A 19,994-nucleotide genomic window follows, 5' to 3' on the forward strand; every position below is an offset into this window, starting at 1 on the left:
AACTGGTGATATAAACCGCGAAAATGAGGTAAAAGGGATGGAAAAATTCAAAAGAATCTTTCAAAATGCAAATTATGTGAAATTATTCTTCGCTAACTTTACTTCTCAGATGGGCAGCACGATTGGTTTAACTGCATTCATGTTTTATTTGCTTGACCGTTTCTCGGAACAGCCTTTTTATGCTACATTAACTGAATTGATGTTCTCTGTTCCGACTCTGGCGGTGTTTTTTTTAGTTGGAGTGTTTGCGGATAGGATGGATCGCCAGAAAATTGCTTATTATTGTGACTGGATCAGCTCATTATTATCAATTGTACTTTTGCTGACTGTTATCATCGGCTGGATGCCGCTCATATTTGCAGTATTGTTCCTGAGGAGTGCAATCCAGAAATTCTTCTTTCCCGCTGAGCATGCAATGATTCAAGGAATATTGAAAAACGAAGATTATACCACTGCTGCGGGCTTAAACCAGGTTGTGATGAGTCTTTTCATGCTGTTCGGAAATGGCCTTGGTATTTTTGTATACTGGACAATGGGAGTATACGGCGCAATTATGACTGATGCTCTTACCTTTATCATCAGTGCATTATTAATAAGATCCTGCCGTATCCCCGAAGAAGTCCGCCTGCCGAATGGCGGCCATAAACTTAAAGACTTGAATATCGCGCTTGTCTTCAAGGACTTTAATCTTGGAATGAAATATATTCTAAAGCACAGGTTGTTATCTGCTCTGCTTGTTGGTTTCTTCGTTTTCGGAGTGGTAAACGGCGGGTTTTCCATAATGCCAATTTTTATGCTGAAATATAAGCTGGAGCCGCACGCCTATGAGGAATATTCAGTCCTGCTTGGAATAACCTTTGGGATTGGCGTTCTGATTGGGAGCGTTGCCGCCTCTTTGCTTGCTCAAAAATTCAAACTTTATCAGCTGATCATTGCGGGATTATTGTTATCCGGGAGTTTCATCATTGCTGCCTCTTTTGCAGAAAGCACGTTCATTTTCCTTTCTCTATTATTTGCTGCAGCATTTGGCCTTCCTTTAGTGAACATTGCCATTGGCGGCTGGATGCCAAGCATTGTTGATCCGAAGATGATGGGAAGGGTACAGGGATGGATAAGCCCGCTGATGATGCTTTCCCAATCCTTAACACTCGGATTTATTGCTGTCAGCTTTCCTGGACTTCTCAAAGTGGAAATGCTTTATTGGATGGTAGGGGGCTGTTTAGCGCTTGTTGGTGTTTTTTACAGCCTTATGCTTCCAGGTTTGACGAAAAAGTCAGAAAAAAGAAGTGAAGCACATTCTTCGGAACAGACTGGTGCAGTATAATGTAATAAAAGACTAAAAGTCCCTATTTTAGGGGCTTTTTATTTGTGAAAAAACTTTTTAAATAAAATATGAACGTTTTCATCTCTTGAGCGTCTTATGAGTGAAATAAATAGGTAACAATGGGATGATAGGGAAGAGAGGAACAGAAGCTGATGGAGGAGAAAGACCTTATAATAAACGCCAAACGAGGAGATCAGCTCGCTTTTGCCATGCTTTTTAAAAATAACTATTCCTTTCTGGTTAAATACTTAATCAAAATCACCATGAATCCTGATGAAGCTGAAGAGCTTGCCCAGGAAACAATGGCCAAATGTGTTGAAAAAATTGGCCTCTTCAATGGCAAATCGAAATTTTCTTCCTGGCTGATTTCCATTGCGACCAATTTGTATATTGATCAGAAGCGAAAGTCGAAAAGAGAGAGTAAATGGAAAGCAGAGGAAGAAGTATCCCGACGCATGAAATGGCATCTTGAAAGCCGAAATGAAGAATGGAATGATGCCTTATCTGCATTGGGGAAATTAAAAGACGAGATAAGGATACCTATCGTTCTTAAACATTATTATGGCTACTCATATGAGGAAATAGGAGAAATGATGAAGATATCTTCAGGCACTGTCAAATCAAGAGTGCACAATGGAATCATGTCTGTAAGGGAGGAGTTGAAGCTTCATGGCGAACAGGAAAGTGCTGCAGCTCGAACACGATCATCAAGATGAAAATTATCTGGCTGCTGTAAAGAAGATAGAAGACGGATTGGAATCGCTGGAAGAAAATGTCCCGGTTTATACACCTGATCTGCAATTTTTTGAAAACTTAGTTGCGGAGCAAAAACAGTCGATGAAAAGGAATTTGATCAGGGACTTAGCTATTTTTACTGTAGCGGCTCTCCTCATTGTAACTTCTTTATTATTCATGCTGTATCAGGTTCCAGCTGTATTTTTTATTCTGCAGGGAATTGTTACTGTTTTTATTATGGCTTATAGTACAGTCAGCTTTGTTAAGCAGGTGAATGGCACATGAGCAGCGAAGAAATTTCCCTCCCTTTGCTGATTGCTGTGGGGATCATCTTAATTGCACAGAGTACCTTCCTATTCCTGGATGCAAGAAAGAATGGCCACAATTATTGGCTATGGGGAATTATCGGTTTAATTCAGGCGCCAATGCCGACGCTGTTTTACTTGATTTTCGTCAGAAAGATTTGGCAGAAAAAAGACTAATTGAGGGATGGAAGGATGAAAAAGTTAAAACAGATGCTGCTGCTTACAGCCACAGGAGGCCAGCTGCTTGGAATAGCCATGCTGTTCATCAATATTAAGGCAGCGATTATGTTTTATATCTTATATGCTTTAATGATTTTTGCGATATTTATTGTACTGATAGCTGAAAGAAAAAAAGAAAAAGAGGAGGAAGAGCAAAATGATTATCGTGACTACTGATGCGGTACCTGGGAAAGAGATTAAAGAAATTAAAGGTTTTGTAAGAGGGAGTACAGTACAGACAAAACATATAGGAAAAGATATTCTAGCAGGATTGAAAACAATTGTAGGTGGAGAAATTGGCGAATATACTGAAATGATGGATGAAGCAAGACAGAAGGCCATAGGCAGAATGGTTGAAGATGCAAAAGCAAAAGGGGCCAATGCAATCATTGGAATGCGTCTGCAGACATCAGCTGTTATGCAGAATGCTGCAGAGATCATTGCATACGGAACCGCAGCTATAATTGAAGAATAACAGGAGAAAAACCAGCTGACACTTTAGCTGGTTTTTTTATTTTGATAGATATGACTGGTTTCTTTTTGTGATAAATAGGGAAAGATTTGCAGGTGAATATTTGGCAGAAAATACTTGAAAGGAAACTAGTGAATTTTTTGTGATTTTAAAAGCAATTTACATTGAAATCCTTTACAATAGAGTGAAACTTCTTTTAAATAAGGCTTTTTTAGTTTTTTTAACTTAGTTTAATATACCGAGGAGCTCTGTTCCTTTCCTCGGAAAGCAAGTGCCCGCAGTGGAGATGAATGGGCTGAATTTATAGGCAAAATACAATCTATAAGAAAATAGCTTTAAAAACAACACTATGAAAATGACACTTGAATGTGGATTGGAGTTTATATGCTATATTACCGTACGTATGTAAAAGATGAATCATTGCCATGGGTTACCTTTGTTCATGGTGCAGGGGGCAGTTCTGCAATTTGGTACAAACAAATGAGAGAGTACAAAAAGCATTTCAATGTTCTGCTGGTAGATTTGCGGGGACATGGTCAATCTGGAAGAGGCACCTGGGAAGAAGGAGATCATTTTTCGGAAGTATCTCTGGAAATAGTTGAGGTGCTTGATCATCTTCAGATCACCGAGTCCCATTTTGTAGGTATCTCGCTGGGAACAATAGTGATCCAGACAATTGCGCAGGATCATCCGGAAAGAGTGGCTTCCATGATTTTGGGCGGAGCCATAACAGAATTGAACTGGCGTACAAGATTTTTAATAGCCATTGCCAATTTAACTAAGTATATGCTGCCGTATATGCTTCTTTATCAGCTTTTCGCCTGGATTATCATGCCAAAAAGAAATCATCTTGAATCAAGACATGCCTTCGTAAGACAGGCAGCAAAAATGTGCCAAAAGGAATTCATCAACTGGCTGTCCTTAACAAAGTCAGTCAATCCGTACCTTGGAAAAATCCAGTCAAGCATATCCCACATTCCTACCCTTTTCATTATGGGGCAGGAAGACCATTTGTTTATTAAGTCTGTAAAGATCATTGCCCAGAAAGCGAAAACAGCTACAGTCAAAGTCATTACAGGTGCAGGACATGTATGCAATATTGATAAGCCTGATGCCTTTAACCAGATAACCATCGATTTCATCAGGAGGCAGAAAAGAAGATTGGCATCATAAGAATAGCGGAAGCGTCTTGTCCACCCCCGACACCTCGAGGGGGGAGGCTGCTTGCGCTAGACAGTTCTCGAGGTTTTAAATTTTTTAAACGAGCAGATGACAGAAAATTTTTAAGAATAGGAAAAAGGCGGATTGACTTTTGGTGAGAGCGGTGATAATCTTACCAATATGGAAAAAAATGAAAAGGAGGGTTACAAAATGATCTTAATTCATCATCAACAAAAAACAACAGAAAAAAGAAAATTTGTAACCTCTTCTTTAAAGCATATAAAAATGTAAACAGGATCTGCCTGTACATTTTGAAGGAGCACAGGTTACATTTTGTGACGTGGGCTCTTTTGTCTATTTAAGACATATCGCATGCCGCGGTATGTCTTTTTTTGTCCGATAATACAAAAGTAGCAAAAGGAATTGCAGGTTCAGCCTGTTTCCATATATTTAAGCTTTTATAAGCGGCTGTTTCGGCAGCAATACAAAAAGGAGGGTAATTTTATGAATGCTTTCAGAATGAAAAGAAAGACAATTTTGCCGGAGGATCTGGATGGAGGCTAGTTATGGATTTGCGGCTGTTTATGTATGAAAGCTCGTGATTAATACTTGAGCTTCATGCGGGAAAGGGGAGAGAACGTTGTTTTCGATACTGGGAAAATTAAGCTGGTTTTTTAAAGAAAACTGGAAAAGGTACACAATTGCCATTACTCTGCTAATCATTGTCGGAATCCTTGATGTAATGCCTCCAAGGCTTGTAGGAATGGCAATTGATGATATTCATCTGGGTGAAATGAGCAGTGCTAAAATAATAGAGTACCTTGGTTTATTGGCTATTATCACAATTGTTTCCTATGGAATTACGTATATTTGGATGTATCAGCTCTTCGGAGGGGCATTTTTGGTAGAAAGAAAACTGCGTTCACAGTTTATGGGACACCTATTGAAAATGACCCCAACATTTTTTGAGAAAAACCGGACTGGTGATTTAATGGCCAGGGCTACAAATGATTTGAAAGCTATATCGGTTACAGCCGGATTTGGAGTATTGACACTGGTGGATTCCAGCGTATTTATGCTGACGATATTATTTACAATGGGATTTTTGGTTAGCTGGAAACTAACCTTTGCAGCAATATTGCCTCTGCCTATCATGGCTTATCTGATAAAGATTTACGGAAAGAAAATTCATACACGGTTTATGAGTGCACAGGATGCCTTCGGAGAACTCAATGACAGAGTTCTTGAATCCGTTTCGGGAGTCAGGGTAGTGCGGGCTTATGTGCAGGAAAGAGCGGATCAGCAGCGTTTCCATGAACTTACTGAAGATGTATACAACAAAAATATTGAAGTGGCCAAAATTGATTCTCTATTTGAGCCAACCATAAAAGTGATTGTGGGCTTAAGCTATCTTATAGGACTTGGTTACGGTGCTTATCTTGTTTTCCATCAAACCATCACCCTGGGCCAGCTCGTGTCATTTAATGTGTATTTGGGTATGCTGATTTGGCCGATGTTCGCTATCGGAGAATTAATTAATGTTATGCAAAGGGGAAATGCCTCCCTTGATCGGGTACAGGAAACATTGTCCGCTAAGCAGGATATAAAGAATCCTGAAACTCCGTCTATCGTTGAAACCCCTGCCAGTGTTACCTTTAGTGATGTTCATTTCCAATATCCTTCCTCAAAAATGGCTAATCTCAAAGGGATTAAGCTGCATATCAAGCGAGGGGAAACGCTGGGGGTTGTAGGGAAAACAGGAAGCGGGAAGACCACTTTCATAAAGCAGCTATTAAGAGAATACCCATCAGGCACCGGGATGCTTGCAATTGCAGATGTTCCAATTGAAGAGCAGGAGCTTGAAAGAACGAGGGGATGGATCGGTTACGTTCCACAGGATCATGTTCTTTTCTCCAGAACTGTCCGGGAAAACATCCTTTTTGGAAAAGAGGAAGCGACTGTAGCAGACATGCAAAAAGCAATTGATTTGGCAGCATTCCGCAAAGACCTTGAACTGTTGCCTGAAGGGCTTGAAACAATGGTCGGTGAAAAGGGAGTGGCCTTATCAGGAGGACAAAAACAGCGGATTTCCATTGCACGTGCACTAGTGAAGGATCCGGAAATTCTGATCCTTGATGACTCACTTTCAGCCGTTGATGCCAAAACGGAGAAAAAGATCATTGATAATATCCGGACTGAGCGCAAGGGTAAAACTACAATAATTACAACCCACAGGATGTCAGCCGTCCAGCACGCTGATCATATTATCGTCCTTGATGAAGGAGGAATTGCAGAAGAAGGCACTCATGAGAACTTAATGACTGCGGATGGATGGTACAAGGAACAATTTTTGAGGCAGCAAACTCAAGTCTCTGAGGAAGAGGAGGTGCTTTCATGACCACTGGGAAGCGTTTAATCCGGTACGCACTTCATTATAAAAAAACGATTATTGCTGCATTGCTTATGCTTACGATAGCTGTAGCGGCAGACCTGGCGGGGCCTTTCATAGCGAAGAAAATGATCGATGACCATATCCTTGGCATAGAATCAGTCTGGTATCAGACAGAGGGCGGAGAAGGTGCTGTAGAATATGATGGTCATTTTTATAAAAGAGAGAAAAACCTTGATCAGGGTGAGCAGAAAATAGATCAGGCCCGAATCTTGCAGGCAGGAAGCCAATTCGTCTTTATGAGCGGTGACATTGCTTTTGATGGAGAGCGAACCTATAAAGATGGCAAATTGCTTATTGAAAAAAGCGGCCAAACCGAAACATATGAAGGGAAGGCTTTGACTGGTGAAGAATTGATGCTTTTTTATTCACCTGAGATTCCTAAGATTGTTCAGCTTTTGGCCTTTTACTTTGGATTGCTGGTCATCGCTTCATTTTTTCAGTACGGCCAGCGGTTTTTTCTGCAAAAGTCGGCAAATAGGATCATTCAGCAAATGAGAGAGGATGTCTTTGGGCAGATTCAAAGACTGCCGATCAGTTACTTTGACAATCTGCCGGCAGGCAAGGTAGTTGCCCGTATAACTAATGATACAGAAGCCATACGTGAGCTTTATGTGACAGTACTGGCAACCTTTTTTACAAGTGCCATATATATCTCAGGTATTTATATCGCTTTATTTATTTTAGATGCCAAGCTTGCTGCATTCTGTTTAATCCTGCTCCCGATTTTATATGTATGGGCAATTGTGTACCGTAAGTTTGCATCGAAATACAATCATGTAATCCGTTCCAGGGTGAGTGATATTAATGGCATGGTGAACGAATCGATTCAGGGAATGAATATCATCCAGGCGTTTGGCCGCGAAAAAGATACACAAAAGGATTTTGAAAAGCTGAATATAGAGCATTTTACCTTCCAGAATAAACTTTTGAGCCTGAATTCACTGACCTCACATAATTTGGTGGCAGTGCTGAGAAACGTGGTCTTTGTTGCATTTATTTGGTATTTCGGGGGAGAATCGCTAAATGTATCATCTGTCATTTCACTCGGAATGCTTTATGCATTTGTAGACTACATTAACCGCCTGTTTCAGCCGGTGCAGGGTATTGTTAATCAATTGGCCAATCTGGAGCAGGCACTTGTTGCCGGTGAAAGAGTCTTCAAATTGCTTGATGAAAAGGGCATTGATATTAGTGATAATAAAATATCCCGCTATAAAGGGGATGTGACATTCGAACATGTGCACTTTGGCTATAAAGAGAAGGAATATGTGCTGAAGGATCTAAATTTTGAAGCAAAGCACGGAGAGACAGTTGCGCTGGTAGGCCATACCGGATCAGGGAAAAGTTCAATCATGAATCTTCTCTTCCGTTTTTATGATTGCCAGGAAGGAAAAATTATGATCGACGGAAGTGATATAAAACAAATTCCAAGGCAGGAGCTCCGCAAACATATGGGCATCGTCCTGCAGGATCCTTTTTTGTTTACAGGGACCATTGCTTCCAATGTCAGTCTTGATGATCCCGAAATAACGCGTGACAAAGTGGAGAAAGCTCTGAAGGATGTTGGTGCAGATAAGATTTTTCAGCATCTTGAAAAAGGTTTCGATGAGCCGGTTATTGAGAAAGGAAGCACGCTCTCCAGCGGGCAGAGGCAGCTCATTTCCTTTGCGCGTGCCCTTGCCTTTGACCCGGCTATCCTGATACTCGATGAAGCAACATCAAGCATCGATACTGAGACAGAATTGATTATCCAGGAAGCCATGGATGTGCTGAAAAGAGGGAGAACCACTTTTATTATCGCCCATCGTCTGTCGACGATCCGAAATGCTGATCAAATCCTCGTTCTGGATAGAGGCAGAATAGTTGAAAAAGGCAACCATGTTGAATTAATGGAGAAAAAGGGTAAATATTACCAAATGTATCAGCTCCAGCAAGGATCAACACTTGCAGGATAGCAGGGAAGCGCCGGAAGGCGCTTTCTTCTTTAGGTTTTTAGGTTTCTTTACATTGATATGATGAGCATATCCGAGGAAAATTAAATTCATCCTTGAAATCTTTTGTTTTATCCGCGAATCGCATCCCCAATAATTTACACAAACATTTTGTTCAATAAAATTTCACTTTTCGGACACAAAATAGTACTGCGCAAAGAATTTCTGATCAGTCAATTCATGGTACTTTGATATTATCTTAAACATATCTGGGGGAGATTCATATGGAGGAATTTTCTATTACTTTGGTGATAGCAAGCATTATGGTACTTGGATACTTCATAGGATATACTATTGTGAAAGCATAGCTGCCGGCTTTACCGCCGGCAGTTTTTTAATTCCAATTTTTATCATTAAAGTTTGGAAATAAGGGAAAAGAATAAATATGAATCATAGTGTTAATTTAAGGAGGTATGAAATTTGGCTGATTTCAGAATTGAAAAGGATACACTTGGAGAAGTAAAGGTGCCTGCGGATAAATATTGGGGAGCCCAAACGCAGCGGAGCAAGGATAATTTTAAAATCGGCATTGAAAAAATGCCGATGGAAGTAATTTATGCTTTTGCAAAGGTAAAGCGTTCAGCTGCAGTGGTCAACAATAAACTTGGGAAACTGTCTGATGACAAAAAGGATGCCATCACAAGGGCCTGTGATGAAATTCTTGATCATAAGTTTGACAATCATTTTCCGCTGGCTGTCTGGCAGACAGGGAGTGGCACACAATCAAATATGAATGTAAATGAGGTTGTGGCGAAAAAAGCAAACGAATTCCTGGAAAAGAAGGGTCAGCAAGAAATTAAAGTTCATCCAAATGATGATGTCAATATGTCTCAAAGCTCGAATGATACATTTCCGACTGCCATGCATATCGCGGGCTATACCGAGATGGAAGAAAAACTGCTTCCATCATTAAAGGATTTAATAAACACAGTCAAATTGAAAGAGGGGGCCTTTAATACAATCGTGAAAATAGGCAGGACCCATTTACAGGATGCAACTCCCCTTACATTGGGCCAGGAGATCAGCGGCTGGCGTGCAATGCTTGAAAAGAACGAAAAAATGCTGACGGATGCAAAGCAGTACCTGCTTGACTTAGCCATTGGCGGTACAGCAGTGGGTACAGGCATTAATGCAGATAAGTCATTTGGATCTGAAATGGCAAACGAAATATCCAGACTTACAGGCTATTCATTCAGATCTTCTGAGAATAAATTTCAGGCCCTGACCAGCCATAATGAAATTGTCCATGTTCATGGCACATTGAAGGGGCTTGCGGCAGATTTAATGAAAATCGCGAATGATGTCCGCTGGCTCGCGAGCGGGCCGCGCAGCGGAATTGGGGAATTGTCGATACCAGCAAATGAACCTGGCAGTTCAATCATGCCTGGCAAAGTAAATCCGACACAGAGTGAAGCCCTTACGATGGTGGTTTGCCAGGTCTTTGGAAATGATGCCTCGATTGGATTTGCTGCCAGTCAGGGGAATTTCGAATTGAATGTGTTCAAGCCTGTTATTATCTATAATCTTCTTCAAAGCATCAGAATTCTTGCAGATGGAATGGCCTCTTTCAATGAAAATTGCATGATGGGACTGGAAGCTAATAAAGAAGTGATTAATGGCCATGTTGAGAGGTCGCTAATGCTTGTAACGGCACTTAATCCGCATATCGGCTATGAAAAAGCAGCGGAAATAGCAAAACTCGCATTCAGTGAGAATTCAACATTGAAAGAAGCAGCATTAAAAACAGGCTATATTACTGAAGAACAATATGAGAATTGGGTTGTACCCGAAAAAATGATCTAAATATTAAATGGCCCTCCTTTCAGAAAGGAGGGCCAAAGCCAATTTATTCAATTGTTATCTTGCTTTATTATAAAGAACCGCCGCCAAGCTGTTGTTCAGCCATTTGTACAAGGCGTTTTGTGATTTCTCCGCCAACAGATCCGTTAGCGCGAGAAGTTGTTTCTGCACCAAGGTTTACACCAAATTCAGTAGCGATTTCGTACTTCATTTGATCAAGTGCTTGTGCTACTCCTGGTACTAGTAATTGGTTTGAGGAATTGCTTCTGCTAGATGATTGGTTGTTCATGTGATTTCCTCCTCGAAATATAAGTGTTGGTTTTTTGGTTGGGTTAGCTGGAATTGCACCAGCGCAAGGATTATGTCCTGCTCCACTGCCTGGCGTAACCCATCGTTTATTTTGCTGGTGCTTGATGCCGCTTTGTTACTCTCTATTATGTTTGATTTATAAAAGTTTATTCTTTTAGCAAATCGGGAATTTTTTCCTGAAAAGACTTTCTGATTAGGAGTTTTACATAACGAAGCTTAAAAAAACAAACCATATTAAATATCAGCTAAGTTAACGAAAGTGAGAGGATTGGAAATGGCGATATGCCCTGTCTGCAACGGGTTTGAGAAACTGGACGCAACCTGCAGCTCCTGTGGAAGCAGTATGGAGGACAGTGGAAGAGTAATGGATTTTTACGATGATTACAGTGCCTATATGCCAATCGACCAGATGAAAATGGAAGATGGCTATCCCCAGGATTATCAAAGGGAAGAATGTCCGCATTTGCTCAAGTGTCCATCATGCGGTCAGGATTCAGTAAAGTTTATAAAAGAATAGAATGGAAAAGAAAAGCTGAGCCGCAATTAGACAAGTTTGTGACCTCGAAGGGGCAGGCGCTGGAGCCAGGCAGTATTAAAAAACCCCGTCATCGACGGGGCTTCAATATTATTCTTTTTCAGAGCGAATTCTTCTTTCGGAGTTTGCATCAAAGAAATGCGCTTTATTCATATCGAAAGCAAGCTCAAGGTTTTGGCCTGGCTTAATATCTGTGCGGGAATCCACGCGTGCAACAAAATCCTGTCCTTCGATGCTTGAGTAAATCATTGTTTCAGCACCAGTCAGTTCTGAAACGTCAATGCGGGCATTGATTTTAGAACCGGCAGAAGCATCAATAAATACTGGCTCATCATGAATGTCTTCTGGGCGAATGCCAAGGACAATGTCTTTGCCAGTATAACCTTGATCACGAAGAACCTTCATTTTACCCTCTGGGACGGCAATCTGGGTTTTGCCAATGACAAACTTTCCGTCTTCAAGCCTTCCGTTAAAGAAGTTCATGGCAGGTGAACCAATAAATCCGCCTACAAATACGTTTTCAGGCTTCTCATAAACTTCTTTCGGTGCGCCAACCTGCTGGATTACTCCATCTTTCATAACAACCAGGCGGGTAGCCATTGTCATGGCCTCTGTCTGGTCATGGGTTACATAGATGGTTGTAGTTTGAAGACGCTGATGAAGTTTGGCAATTTCTGCACGCATTTGAACACGCAGCTTTGCATCAAGATTTGATAAAGGTTCGTCCATCAGGAATACCTTTGCATCACGGACAATCGCACGGCCCAAGGCTACACGCTGCCGCTGACCGCCTGACAGTGCTTTAGGTTTGCGGTCAAGATAAGGCTCCAGACCAAGAATTTTAGCAGCTTCCTTTACACGGCGGTCGATTTCGTCTTTGGGAAATTTACGAAGCTTAAGGCCGAAAGCCATGTTATCATACACAGACATATGCGGATAAAGTGCATAGTTCTGGAAAACCATTGCAATATCACGATCTTTTGGAGGGACATCGTTGACACGCTTTTCATCGATATAGAAGTCGCCTTTTGAAATTTCCTCAAGGCCTGCAATCATACGGAGAGTTGTTGATTTACCGCAGCCGGAAGGACCGACAAATACGATAAATTCTTTATCCTGTATATGAAGGTTAAAATCCTCTACTGCCGTTACTTTATTGTCATAAACTTTATAAATATTATCGAGTTTTAATTCTGCCATCAGGGTAACCTCCCAATATTCTTTTCTTAATAACAGTTTAATGGATATTTGGGTTTTCCCATATGGCCAAACTGCACAAAAAAGCTGAAAGCGTTTTTATGCAATGTGCTCAATCATTTCTGTTCAACAAGCAAACAAGCTAAATAAACAGTCAGGGCACTGTTGAAATCTTTTAATTGAATGCCGGTTTTATCTGTGAATTTATCCAGCCTGTATTGCAGCGTATTGCGGTGGACATACAATTTTTTCGCAGTTAATGAAACGTTGGAGCTATTCTGTAAAAAAATTTTTATGGTGTGCAGAAGTTCTGGGTCTTCTTGGAGTAAAGAAAGGCGTGAAAGCAGGCTGTTTTTTAAAGTTGCATCCAGACTTCCGGTGACAAGAGATGGAAACAGCGTTTCGTATTTCAGCACCTTTTCGGCTGGAAGCAAAGAGGAGGCTTGCTCAAAAAAACGCTGTTCTTCTTTAAAATAATTGCGCAAATGTGCATCCAGCCTGTTCGGAATGCCGATGTAAAAGGCTGTTTTTACAAAAAAATCGCTTTCAAAAGCATTGGAAATAGCAATGAATTCTTCTTCGGCAAGAGGGGCGTTAGCTTCCTCAACAATGACTCCTCCAGCTGGCCCGTTCCATAAAATCATAATGTCCTTTTCAAAAAAACCTTTAAAAGCAGCTTCCATATCCTCGCGTATCCAATCTCCTTCAGACATCTTAAATTGAATAAGCCTGTACGGAACATCTTTTGCTAATGATGGAAATTCTCCATTGGAAAATAGGTATTGAAACCAGGCCTGAGAAGCGGGAGCATGGTGTATGGAGCAGTCATGGAATTCAAATAAAGTTTTTAAGAGCATCAGACCGTCTGAAGATACCTCTTGAGATGGGATGCCAAGCCATTGACCTGAATCTTCATGATGAAGCCAGTACATATCAGAGTAAAAGCTAAAATCAGGTTTTTCATTTTCAAGCAGAGAGCCCGGATATTGGTCATGTAATTTTTTTAACATATCATTACCCTTTAGTTTGATAAATTTTTGTGTTTCTTATATTATAGCAGTTATAATTTAATTGAAAAAATTAACTTAATCTGTGATTGTTTCTATAAAGTAAATTGAGAGTGTAAGGGGGGAGACTCATGGAATATACACCGGAAATGAAAAACCGCTTGAAGAGGCTGGAAGGGCAGGTGCGGGGTGTTATCCGAATGATGGAAGAAGAAAAACACTGCAAGGATGTTGTAACACAATTATCTGCTGTCCGTTCTGCAGTTGACCGTGCAATGGGATATATTGTAGCTAAAAATCTGGAGACATGTATTCGGGAAGCTGCTGACGAAGGCAAAAATGCGGAGATTGCAATCCAGGAAGCAGTGAATATGATTGTAAAAAGCAGATGATTAGAAAAGCTTCAGGTGCCCGCTTATCGGCGCCTGGAGCTAGACAGTTGTCTAATTCAAAATTATTACAGTTTAATCTTTATAAGAGGCACCTGAATTAAGGTGCCTCTTAATATTATTCTGCTTCATCTGGAGGTTCTTCCTCATGCAGTTCCCTAGCCTGTTCAATATTAACATTATCACCGCGTCCATGAACGGAGCCTCCAGAAAGACCTTCGTTTATGATTCTGTCTATATCCATATAAGCTTTGTCCCTGCCTTCATAGTTCACGTCCTCTGAGACCTGGCGTTTCTTATCCATGTTTGAATCGCTCCTTTAAATGAAATATCCTGGCGGGATTATTTTTCCAAAAGAACCTTAGGGTCATGCATGGATCCTCTAACTTTTTTCTCATTCATACACATGAAATAACATTAATTCATGGATTTGGGATTTCAGGACATCCTCCTGACCAGCAGGGTCTCCGGATGTCCATTCAATTTTACCGTCAGGATGATAGATGCCAGTCATTTTTTGCTTTTTAAAGTAAAAAGAAAATGTCCATCCCGGCAATTGTTTATTTTCATATAAAGGTTTGAACTGAAAGTGTGTCAGCATTAGGATTCCTCCAGATGTTGTAATATCCCGTTTAATGTTCCTGAAAAGGGGAATGGAATAGATGTAGAAACATTTTAACATTAAAAGGAGGCAAAGATGATGAAAAGAAACAATAAATTTATGATGTCAGCCATGGCACTTGGAGCAGCTTATTTAATGAGAAACACGGAGGCACGCCAAAAGCTTAAAGACCAGTTTAAGTCATTCGCCGGAAGTGCCTCTAAAAAAGATAAAATGAAGACAGCGAAAAGCCCTGTAACGACTTATTAATTCCTTTTGCGGTTTTGGATGGAACTTGTAAAAAATCGCATAAAAATAGCCGTGCACACTATGGTGTACGGCTATTTTTATTGGTGTGAGAGAAGCCCGCCAGCGAGAAAAATAAGCGGGTCAGTTCTTCAATTCTTTTTTCTTCTATCCAAACTTCATCAAAACTCATGGGTTTGGAATTTATTTCATAAATCACATAAGTGCCCTGGTCAGATAATCCTGCATCAATAGAGTATTCCCCATAAAAACCTTTCATCTTCTCAAGGAGCTTTCCTGCCTCAGCTGCTGCAGTATGAATAAACTCATCATGTTCTTTCGTACGGACACTTTCATATGGAATCATTTCCCCGCCATTCGGTATGTGTGTTGTAATATCCTGTTTCTTAGACTGCCTGATGCCAATCCCTGTAACAGAATAGTTGCCTTCTCTGAAATGGGCCAGAATTCTAAAATCAAATCGCTTGCCTTCCTTTAAGGCAGGGCTGATCGCTTTTTGTGCTAAATAAGATTTATTCGTCAGAAGAATACCCCATTGGTTCCAGAAATTTTCATAATCAGTGAAACTGAATGAATTGTGCAGGCCGTTCAATCGTATTCCATTTCCCAGCTGGCTTAAATGGTAAATCCCTTTGCCCTTGGACCCGTTTGCGGGCTTTAAGTAGATATTATTATATTTGCGGATAAAATCCTTAAGCTCTTTTGGACTGGAGACAAGAATGGTTGCAGGAATATACTCCTGCAACGGGGGATGGTCCTTAAATAGCTGGAAAACTTCCAATTTGTCCAGAAAACCCGGGTTGAAAAATGGAATATTATGCTCCTTAAAAAAACGGCTCGCTTTATGAAAGGCTTCAGTTTTTTCAATTTTCCGGAAAGGCACCCTGTTGTAGACAAGATGCGGAAGAGGGCATTTTGCCTCAATCCATTTATCCTGCTGGGGAAAATAAATATAGCCATTCACTGAATTCTCCCTCAGGTCGTCTGCCGTAAATACATAGGAAACCCCATTTTGCTGAAGTAAGTTTTTCTGCAGTGACTTAAATAAAGGGCCATTGCCTGCGATAGACTGGTCCTTTCCTTTTCCGGTCAGAATGCCTATCACCGGTCCTGCATTATCGTTTTGCATTGACAATGAAAAGGAAATCGAATTTAGTTCCGCCTTCGGCCCAATGGTGCTTAGAGGATGAGGATCCCTTCCCAGTGTACAGCTGGTGCTGCTGAACCATTTCCTGCTGGCCCAGTTATAATAAATCCTCATCTGATTATTTCCTGGGGTTTCATAATGGATGCTTCGGCAAGGAAGACTGCAAATGCAAGCGAAAGCTTGCGGGTAAGAAAGTCGAACTCCCGGAGCTGAGGGTGTTTAAATATAGATCTGCCAGGCTTCGAGTTTGCTTCGAAAAGCCACACATGGCCATTTCGGTCCAAGCCAAAGTCAAAGCCGATTTCACCAATGATTCCTTCCATGTTCCGTTCCAGGGCTTTGCTGATTTTTAATGCCGCCTTACTCAACTTTTCCACTGCTTCTGCTTTTTCAGCATCGGATTCAAACAATTCTTCCAGGGTTTTGATTTCACCGCCGCTTTTAACATGGGTTGTAACACTGCCGGGCCCCGCCATTTTTGCAGCTGAAGCTGTTACATTCCATTCCCCATTTTCATCTTTATTCGTATGAATCCTGAAATCAATTGTCCTCTGTTCATGGCGGAGCAAGCGGATTCCCTGCTGAACAAGCATCCGGCTTAAACTCCGTCCTGCAAAAATATTCCCCATCAGGTTTTCCAGACTGTTAAACTTTCTCAAACGGTTTTCATCCCGAACTCTATATCGGCAATAATAATGCCCATCCTTTTTATCATAAATAATTTGATGAATCCCAAGCCCCAGGCTTCCATTAATCGGTTTTAGGAAAACATGCCCATAATCAGCGAGCATTCTTTCTATGACAGAAAATGAAGAAAAAGGGTGGGTTTCTGGCAGGTAGTGACTAATATCATCATCGTTCTGCAGTCTTTCATAAACATCCAATTTATTAAAGAAACCAGGATTATACCAGGGAATTAAATAGTCTTTCTGCAGGCGGTCCCGTACTTCTTTAAGTTCGTTCCTTCTTTCGCTTTTTCTATTGGGAAGCCGATCATATACAACATTCGGAAAAGGCACTTCAAACGTTTCCCATCCTTCCTCATGATAAAAAAGCCCCCTGATTGTTCCTTGTTCCCAGTTGATATGCTGGTCACCGAACAAATACGGAATTGCTCCAACCGTTTTTTTGACAGAAAGCAATTTGGCAAAAAACAGAGTCCGATCCCCGACTGGTCTTAAAGGAAAAGAGGTAAATCCTGATGTGAAGATTCCTACAAGGGGGCCGAGGTACAGTGTCCCCTTATTGGCAAAGGCATGCAAAGGAATTTTGAGATCAGGGAAATGCAGCGCATCTGCCATATCTTTACTTATAATGATGGAGTTTTTCTTTGTTTTCTGAAGTAAGAAAACGGCATCTGTCGAATGTGTGCCAAAAGCCAGTTTCGTCAAATGAGTATGAAGGTTAAGCTCATTAGGAATATAAACTGTTTTGGAGGCAGAATTGGAAATTTCAATTTGATATTGTTTTCTCATGATTCGTTCTCCTTTCCAATTCCTTATCGGCTGCCAGGAACTTAGCATAGTGAAGGGGAGCAGTATATAATTCTTCCTTCTTTTCAGGCTGGCTGTTCAGGATGGTTTTTCTGCCTGGTTTTGAGTTAATATCCAAAATCCAAATGGAGCCGTTGTTTTCCACTCCAATATCAATTCCCATTTCAAATAGCGGAGGAAGCTTTCGTTCAAGCGCAACGGGGAGTGTATCGATAATGTCATAAAGCTCATCGCAAAGAAAACTCCTCAATGAAGATGGGTATTCAGTAATCCAGTCCTCGAAAGAAATATTGCTGCCGCCCGTGCTTAAATTGGACACGATGCCGCCATTTCTGCCTGCCCGAATGCCCCGGCCCAGCTCCCTCCAGGTGCCATTCCTGTCCTTTTGAAGCAAAATCCTTATATCAAAGGGCTTTTCTTCCTTGCTCGATAGATTCACATATGGCTGGAAGAGGTACCGCCGTTTTGCGGTCAGGTTATTAAGCCAGCCTGCTGCTTTTTCAGCGCTTTCAAAGCTGTGGGAAACCTGAGCATTTTTTTTATCAGTTTTAACAAGAATGTTTTTGCCAGTTTTCTCAATATAATAGATTCCGTGCCCCTGTGAACCGCTAGCTGGTTTTAAGATGAGGGGATGATCAGGCAGGAGGCTGTCTAAGAACCGGTCAGCGTCAGTATAGGGTTCTGTTTTTAGCAAATAGGGTGAAATATTTGTGCAGGAGAGGATTTCATACAATTCAAGCTTATTAGGCAAGCCGTAGCCAAGGAATTGGATGTCATTTCTTGCCTTGAGCCAATTTACGATGGACATGCATTGTTTTGAGTGGGAATCATTTCCGTAAAAACAGCGATCATAAAGGATTTCGGGCGCTGTAAATTCTGCTGGCTCCCATCCGCCTGAAGCAGGGTTATAGAAATCACCTGTAATTCTTTCTGTAATAGGATTGATCTCTGAAGGCACAAACCGGAAGCAGTTAATGTTATATTCATTAGCTCTTCTGGCCAACTCCATAAAATATGGCTGTTCACTCCGTTTGTTCAATGTCATGATTCCGAATGAAAGCATGCTGTAATCCTCCTTTATGGATGAATGATAAAGCCGTTGCATATTCGATCAGTGCCTTGGCTGAGGGTCTTACTCTTTTTTCTTTGTCTTCGAAATTTTTGGAGGGCTTAGAATTCACTTCGATGATCCATAGTTTTCCATTTGTATCTAAACCAATATCAATTCCGAGTTCTCCGACAAACCCTTCGCATTTCTGGCTGATGATCGTTGCTGTTTCAACTGCAAGCTCCTTCAATAAGGCCAGCTGCTGAACCGCTGTTTTCTGATCAGACAGCATCGAGAAAATTCTTAGAGGTTTCATGATTTCCCCGCCTCTGGCAATGTTTGAAACAAATTGCTGCTCAGCAGAAATCCTAGCGACTGCAGAAGTGGCTTTCCAGATATCCTGAAAATTTTTGTGGCAGAGCACACGGAAATCAAGTTGCCTGTTTTTAAAGGTTTGCAGAGGGATGGCCTGCTGTGCCAGAAAAATGGTTTTCTTTTGGTATTGCTGGAACCACTGTACAAAGCGGGTATAATTTTTGAAAGTGATTGTATTCTCCCTGCCGTTTCCGGTCGATAGTTCTGCCATTATTTCTTCGCCGTTTAAACTCAGCCTGATAATATTCCGGCCCTGGCTGCCGTGAATGGGCTTTAGGAATAATAGTCTGTGTCTGGCCAGCATATCTATAATGGTTTGTTCATCTCCTATGGCCGTATCAGGCAGATATGGCTGCATATGATCCTCAGAAAAGAGCAGGTTATGAACTTCCTTTTTTGATAGAAAACGGTCATTAAACACTGGGATATTAAATTTTATAAGGTTGTTTTTAAATGATTGAAAAGCGGTACTTGCTTCAAGCATTCGGGAGTGAATCCGGTTATAGATTACACTCGGCAAAGGAACCGGATGTTTTATCCATTTTCTATCCTGAAGGCAGTATCCTTGCAGACTGCCTTTAATAAAATCCCTAAAGTGAAACACATAAAAATATCCCCCCATATTTGAAACAACTTCATGCAATTCTTCGCAAAATGAATGAATAGAGCGAAAGTCAGGCTCTTCGCCATTATCATTGAAATCTGTCATCAGCCCTATAATCGGTCCGGCAGTAATAGTAAGGTCCTTTCGGGAGTAACTGGCAACAAAATGGAGATCTTCAATTGGCAAGCAGCATTCCTGTAGAAGCGGCTCACTGAAACCAAGCTCATCTTTCGTAATGTTTGCTCCTTCAATGGTTATCTGAATGGTGTGCTTGCCGATTTGCAGCAAATGGGGCATTTGCAAATCAATATTCCAGTAATGCACGAGAGAGTGGCTAATTTGAATGCGAAATTGATTTTCCTGAAACATTTTTACCGGAACAATCGTAATAGGCAATAAAGAAACTGACATGATCATTCCTCATTTGTTAATCTTTATTTGAGCCTTTTCTAAAAATCCGCATGCTGTATACAAATTGATTGCTGATTTTAACCTGCGGCAGGAAGTGCAAAACTCCCATTGATGAAGTTTTCACTGTATAATGAAAAAATAGGCAAAAGCTG

22 protein-coding genes are annotated in these 19,994 nt (G+C 41.0%); 13 read left to right on the top strand and 9 right to left on the bottom strand.

The annotated features are described in order from the left end of the window. Nucleotides 1–37 precede the first annotated feature (37 nt). The 10 genes from ACR42H_RS06715 to fumC all read left to right on the top strand — a co-directional run bounded on the left by ACR42H_RS06715 (nucleotide 38) and on the right by fumC (nucleotide 10,462). Nucleotides 38–1,324 carry an MFS transporter gene (locus ACR42H_RS06715; RefSeq protein ID WP_436375200.1) on the top strand — a complete coding sequence of 429 codons (1,287 nt, stop codon included), beginning with the start codon at nucleotides 38–40 and terminating at the stop codon, nucleotides 1,322–1,324. 152 nt (nucleotides 1,325–1,476) lie between these two features. After that, complete coding sequence (gene sigY / locus ACR42H_RS06720) at nucleotides 1,477–2,040, top strand: RNA polymerase sigma factor SigY (protein ID WP_436375202.1); 564 nt, start codon at nucleotides 1,477–1,479, stop codon at nucleotides 2,038–2,040. Next, nucleotides 1,994–2,344 (top strand): YxlC family protein, encoded by a 351-nt coding sequence (locus ACR42H_RS06725; protein WP_436375204.1) that lies wholly within the window; start codon nucleotides 1,994–1,996, stop codon nucleotides 2,342–2,344. The genes sigY and ACR42H_RS06725 overlap by 47 nt, the downstream gene beginning before the upstream one ends. Beyond that, nucleotides 2,341–2,541, top strand: a complete 201-nt coding sequence (locus ACR42H_RS06730) for a sigma-Y antisigma factor component (RefSeq protein ID WP_113883478.1) — start codon at nucleotides 2,341–2,343, stop codon at nucleotides 2,539–2,541. Before ACR42H_RS06725 ends, ACR42H_RS06730 begins: the two co-directional genes overlap by 4 nt. Nucleotides 2,542–2,556: 15 nt before the next feature. Beyond that, nucleotides 2,557–2,760 carry a hypothetical protein gene (locus tag ACR42H_RS06735; protein ID WP_019381403.1) on the top strand — a complete coding sequence of 68 codons (204 nt, stop codon included), beginning with the start codon at nucleotides 2,557–2,559 and terminating at the stop codon, nucleotides 2,758–2,760. Then, complete coding sequence (locus tag ACR42H_RS06740) at nucleotides 2,741–3,058, top strand: YbjQ family protein (protein WP_019381404.1); 318 nt, start codon at nucleotides 2,741–2,743, stop codon at nucleotides 3,056–3,058. The genes ACR42H_RS06735 and ACR42H_RS06740 overlap by 20 nt, the downstream gene beginning before the upstream one ends. Before the next feature lie 381 nt (nucleotides 3,059–3,439). Continuing rightward, nucleotides 3,440–4,228 carry an alpha/beta fold hydrolase gene (locus ACR42H_RS06745; protein WP_113883476.1) on the top strand — a complete coding sequence of 263 codons (789 nt, stop codon included), beginning with the start codon at nucleotides 3,440–3,442 and terminating at the stop codon, nucleotides 4,226–4,228. Nucleotides 4,229–4,856: 628 nt separating this feature from the next. Further along, entirely contained in the window at nucleotides 4,857–6,614 is a 1,758-nt protein-coding gene (locus ACR42H_RS06750) for an ABC transporter ATP-binding protein (protein ID WP_436375206.1), read from the top strand. After that, nucleotides 6,611–8,623 (top strand): ABC transporter ATP-binding protein, encoded by a 2,013-nt coding sequence (locus ACR42H_RS06755; protein ID WP_113883474.1) that lies wholly within the window; start codon nucleotides 6,611–6,613, stop codon nucleotides 8,621–8,623. The genes ACR42H_RS06750 and ACR42H_RS06755 overlap by 4 nt, the downstream gene beginning before the upstream one ends. Before the next feature lie 456 nt (nucleotides 8,624–9,079). Further along, the gene (gene fumC, locus ACR42H_RS06760; RefSeq protein WP_113883473.1) at nucleotides 9,080–10,462 is read left to right on the top strand and encodes a class II fumarate hydratase; all 1,383 of its coding nucleotides are present in this window, start codon (nucleotides 9,080–9,082) and stop codon (nucleotides 10,460–10,462) included. A gap of 67 nt (nucleotides 10,463–10,529) precedes the next feature. Here fumC and ACR42H_RS06765 read toward each other — a convergent pair whose 3' ends face one another. After that, nucleotides 10,530–10,748 carry a small, acid-soluble spore protein, alpha/beta type gene (locus tag ACR42H_RS06765; RefSeq protein ID WP_436375209.1) on the bottom strand — a complete coding sequence of 73 codons (219 nt, stop codon included), beginning with the start codon at nucleotides 10,746–10,748 and terminating at the stop codon, nucleotides 10,530–10,532. A gap of 384 nt (nucleotides 10,749–11,132) precedes the next feature. Between ACR42H_RS06765 and ACR42H_RS06770 the strand changes: the two genes are divergently transcribed. After that, nucleotides 11,133–11,285 (top strand): hypothetical protein, encoded by a 153-nt coding sequence (locus tag ACR42H_RS06770; RefSeq protein ID WP_436375211.1) that lies wholly within the window; start codon nucleotides 11,133–11,135, stop codon nucleotides 11,283–11,285. Nucleotides 11,286–11,393: 108 nt separating this feature from the next. On the opposite strand, the gene ACR42H_RS06775 is transcribed toward ACR42H_RS06770, so the two are convergent. Continuing rightward, the gene (locus ACR42H_RS06775; RefSeq protein ID WP_113883471.1) at nucleotides 11,394–12,503 is read right to left on the bottom strand and encodes an ABC transporter ATP-binding protein; all 1,110 of its coding nucleotides are present in this window, start codon (nucleotides 12,501–12,503) and stop codon (nucleotides 11,394–11,396) included. 113 nt (nucleotides 12,504–12,616) lie between these two features. Then, the gene (locus ACR42H_RS06780) at nucleotides 12,617–13,510 is read right to left on the bottom strand and encodes a PucR family transcriptional regulator (protein WP_113883470.1); all 894 of its coding nucleotides are present in this window, start codon (nucleotides 13,508–13,510) and stop codon (nucleotides 12,617–12,619) included. 128 nt (nucleotides 13,511–13,638) lie between these two features. Between ACR42H_RS06780 and ACR42H_RS06785 the strand changes: the two genes are divergently transcribed. Further along, a complete protein-coding gene (locus ACR42H_RS06785; protein ID WP_436375213.1) occupies nucleotides 13,639–13,899 on the top strand; it encodes a metal-sensitive transcriptional regulator in 261 nt (86 codons plus the stop codon). A gap of 115 nt (nucleotides 13,900–14,014) precedes the next feature. Here the strand turns inward: ACR42H_RS06785 and ACR42H_RS06790 are convergent, their stop codons facing one another. Both ACR42H_RS06790 and ACR42H_RS06795 read right to left on the bottom strand, forming a co-directional pair. Further along, nucleotides 14,015–14,200 carry a hypothetical protein gene (locus ACR42H_RS06790; protein WP_436375215.1) on the bottom strand — a complete coding sequence of 62 codons (186 nt, stop codon included), beginning with the start codon at nucleotides 14,198–14,200 and terminating at the stop codon, nucleotides 14,015–14,017. A 90-nt stretch (nucleotides 14,201–14,290) separates the two neighbouring features. After that, nucleotides 14,291–14,497 (bottom strand): YheE family protein, encoded by a 207-nt coding sequence (locus ACR42H_RS06795; RefSeq protein ID WP_436375217.1) that lies wholly within the window; start codon nucleotides 14,495–14,497, stop codon nucleotides 14,291–14,293. Between the two features lie 96 nt (nucleotides 14,498–14,593). On the opposite strand from ACR42H_RS06795, the gene ACR42H_RS06800 reads away from it, so the two are divergent. Further along, nucleotides 14,594–14,767: a hypothetical protein gene (locus ACR42H_RS06800; RefSeq protein ID WP_166672517.1), complete on the top strand. Its 174-nt coding sequence runs from the start codon at nucleotides 14,594–14,596 to the stop codon at nucleotides 14,765–14,767. 58 nt (nucleotides 14,768–14,825) lie between these two features. On the opposite strand, the gene ACR42H_RS06805 is transcribed toward ACR42H_RS06800, so the two are convergent. Genes ACR42H_RS06805 through ACR42H_RS06820 form a run of 4 tightly spaced genes read right to left on the bottom strand, consistent with a single transcriptional unit; the run spans nucleotide 14,826 to nucleotide 19,842 of the window. Next, a complete protein-coding gene (locus tag ACR42H_RS06805; protein ID WP_436375219.1) occupies nucleotides 14,826–16,025 on the bottom strand; it encodes a YheC/YheD family protein in 1,200 nt (399 codons plus the stop codon). Continuing rightward, complete coding sequence (locus ACR42H_RS06810; protein WP_436375221.1) at nucleotides 16,022–17,386, bottom strand: YheC/YheD family protein; 1,365 nt, start codon at nucleotides 17,384–17,386, stop codon at nucleotides 16,022–16,024. The genes ACR42H_RS06805 and ACR42H_RS06810 overlap by 4 nt, the downstream gene beginning before the upstream one ends. Further along, complete coding sequence (locus tag ACR42H_RS06815) at nucleotides 17,364–18,467, bottom strand: YheC/YheD family protein (protein WP_436375223.1); 1,104 nt, start codon at nucleotides 18,465–18,467, stop codon at nucleotides 17,364–17,366. The genes ACR42H_RS06810 and ACR42H_RS06815 overlap by 23 nt, the downstream gene beginning before the upstream one ends. Further along, complete coding sequence (locus ACR42H_RS06820) at nucleotides 18,427–19,842, bottom strand: YheC/YheD family protein (RefSeq protein WP_436375225.1); 1,416 nt, start codon at nucleotides 19,840–19,842, stop codon at nucleotides 18,427–18,429. The genes ACR42H_RS06815 and ACR42H_RS06820 overlap by 41 nt, the downstream gene beginning before the upstream one ends. Nucleotides 19,843–19,994 lie beyond the last annotated feature (152 nt).

It is taken from the genome of Cytobacillus sp. BC1816 (assembly GCF_051353635.1).
GTDB classification, from domain to species: domain Bacteria; phylum Bacillota; class Bacilli; order Bacillales; family Cytobacillaceae; genus Cytobacillus; species Cytobacillus oceanisediminis_C.

Excerpts from the sequence above, each read along its gene's own strand:
- ACR42H_RS06795 (WP_436375217.1), bottom strand. The coding sequence starts at position 14,497 with ATGCTGACACACTTTCAGTTCAAACCTTTATATGAAAATAAACAATTG.
- ACR42H_RS06800 (WP_166672517.1), top strand. The coding sequence starts at position 14,594 with ATGATGAAAAGAAACAATAAATTTATGATGTCAGCCATGGCACTTGGA.
- ACR42H_RS06815 (WP_436375223.1), bottom strand. The coding sequence starts at position 18,467 with ATGCTTTCATTCGGAATCATGACATTGAACAAACGGAGTGAACAGCCA.
- ACR42H_RS06765 (WP_436375209.1), bottom strand. The coding sequence starts at position 10,748 with ATGAACAACCAATCATCTAGCAGAAGCAATTCCTCAAACCAATTACTA.
- ACR42H_RS06735 (WP_019381403.1), top strand. The coding sequence starts at position 2,557 with ATGAAAAAGTTAAAACAGATGCTGCTGCTTACAGCCACAGGAGGCCAG.
- ACR42H_RS06725 (WP_436375204.1), top strand. The coding sequence starts at position 1,994 with ATGGCGAACAGGAAAGTGCTGCAGCTCGAACACGATCATCAAGATGAA.
- ACR42H_RS06780 (WP_113883470.1), bottom strand. The coding sequence starts at position 13,510 with ATGTTAAAAAAATTACATGACCAATATCCGGGCTCTCTGCTTGAAAAT.
- ACR42H_RS06745 (WP_113883476.1), top strand. The coding sequence starts at position 3,440 with ATGCTATATTACCGTACGTATGTAAAAGATGAATCATTGCCATGGGTT.
- ACR42H_RS06715 (WP_436375200.1), top strand. The coding sequence starts at position 38 with ATGGAAAAATTCAAAAGAATCTTTCAAAATGCAAATTATGTGAAATTA.
- ACR42H_RS06730 (WP_113883478.1), top strand. The coding sequence starts at position 2,341 with ATGAGCAGCGAAGAAATTTCCCTCCCTTTGCTGATTGCTGTGGGGATC.
- sigY (WP_436375202.1), top strand. The coding sequence starts at position 1,477 with ATGGAGGAGAAAGACCTTATAATAAACGCCAAACGAGGAGATCAGCTC.
- ACR42H_RS06820 (WP_436375225.1), bottom strand. The coding sequence starts at position 19,842 with ATGTCAGTTTCTTTATTGCCTATTACGATTGTTCCGGTAAAAATGTTT.
- ACR42H_RS06790 (WP_436375215.1), bottom strand. The coding sequence starts at position 14,200 with ATGGATAAGAAACGCCAGGTCTCAGAGGACGTGAACTATGAAGGCAGG.
- ACR42H_RS06785 (WP_436375213.1), top strand. The coding sequence starts at position 13,639 with ATGGAATATACACCGGAAATGAAAAACCGCTTGAAGAGGCTGGAAGGG.
- ACR42H_RS06775 (WP_113883471.1), bottom strand. The coding sequence starts at position 12,503 with ATGGCAGAATTAAAACTCGATAATATTTATAAAGTTTATGACAATAAA.
- ACR42H_RS06755 (WP_113883474.1), top strand. The coding sequence starts at position 6,611 with ATGACCACTGGGAAGCGTTTAATCCGGTACGCACTTCATTATAAAAAA.
- ACR42H_RS06805 (WP_436375219.1), bottom strand. The coding sequence starts at position 16,025 with ATGAGGATTTATTATAACTGGGCCAGCAGGAAATGGTTCAGCAGCACC.
- ACR42H_RS06770 (WP_436375211.1), top strand. The coding sequence starts at position 11,133 with ATGGATTTTTACGATGATTACAGTGCCTATATGCCAATCGACCAGATG.
- ACR42H_RS06810 (WP_436375221.1), bottom strand. The coding sequence starts at position 17,386 with ATGAGAAAACAATATCAAATTGAAATTTCCAATTCTGCCTCCAAAACA.
- ACR42H_RS06740 (WP_019381404.1), top strand. The coding sequence starts at position 2,741 with ATGATTATCGTGACTACTGATGCGGTACCTGGGAAAGAGATTAAAGAA.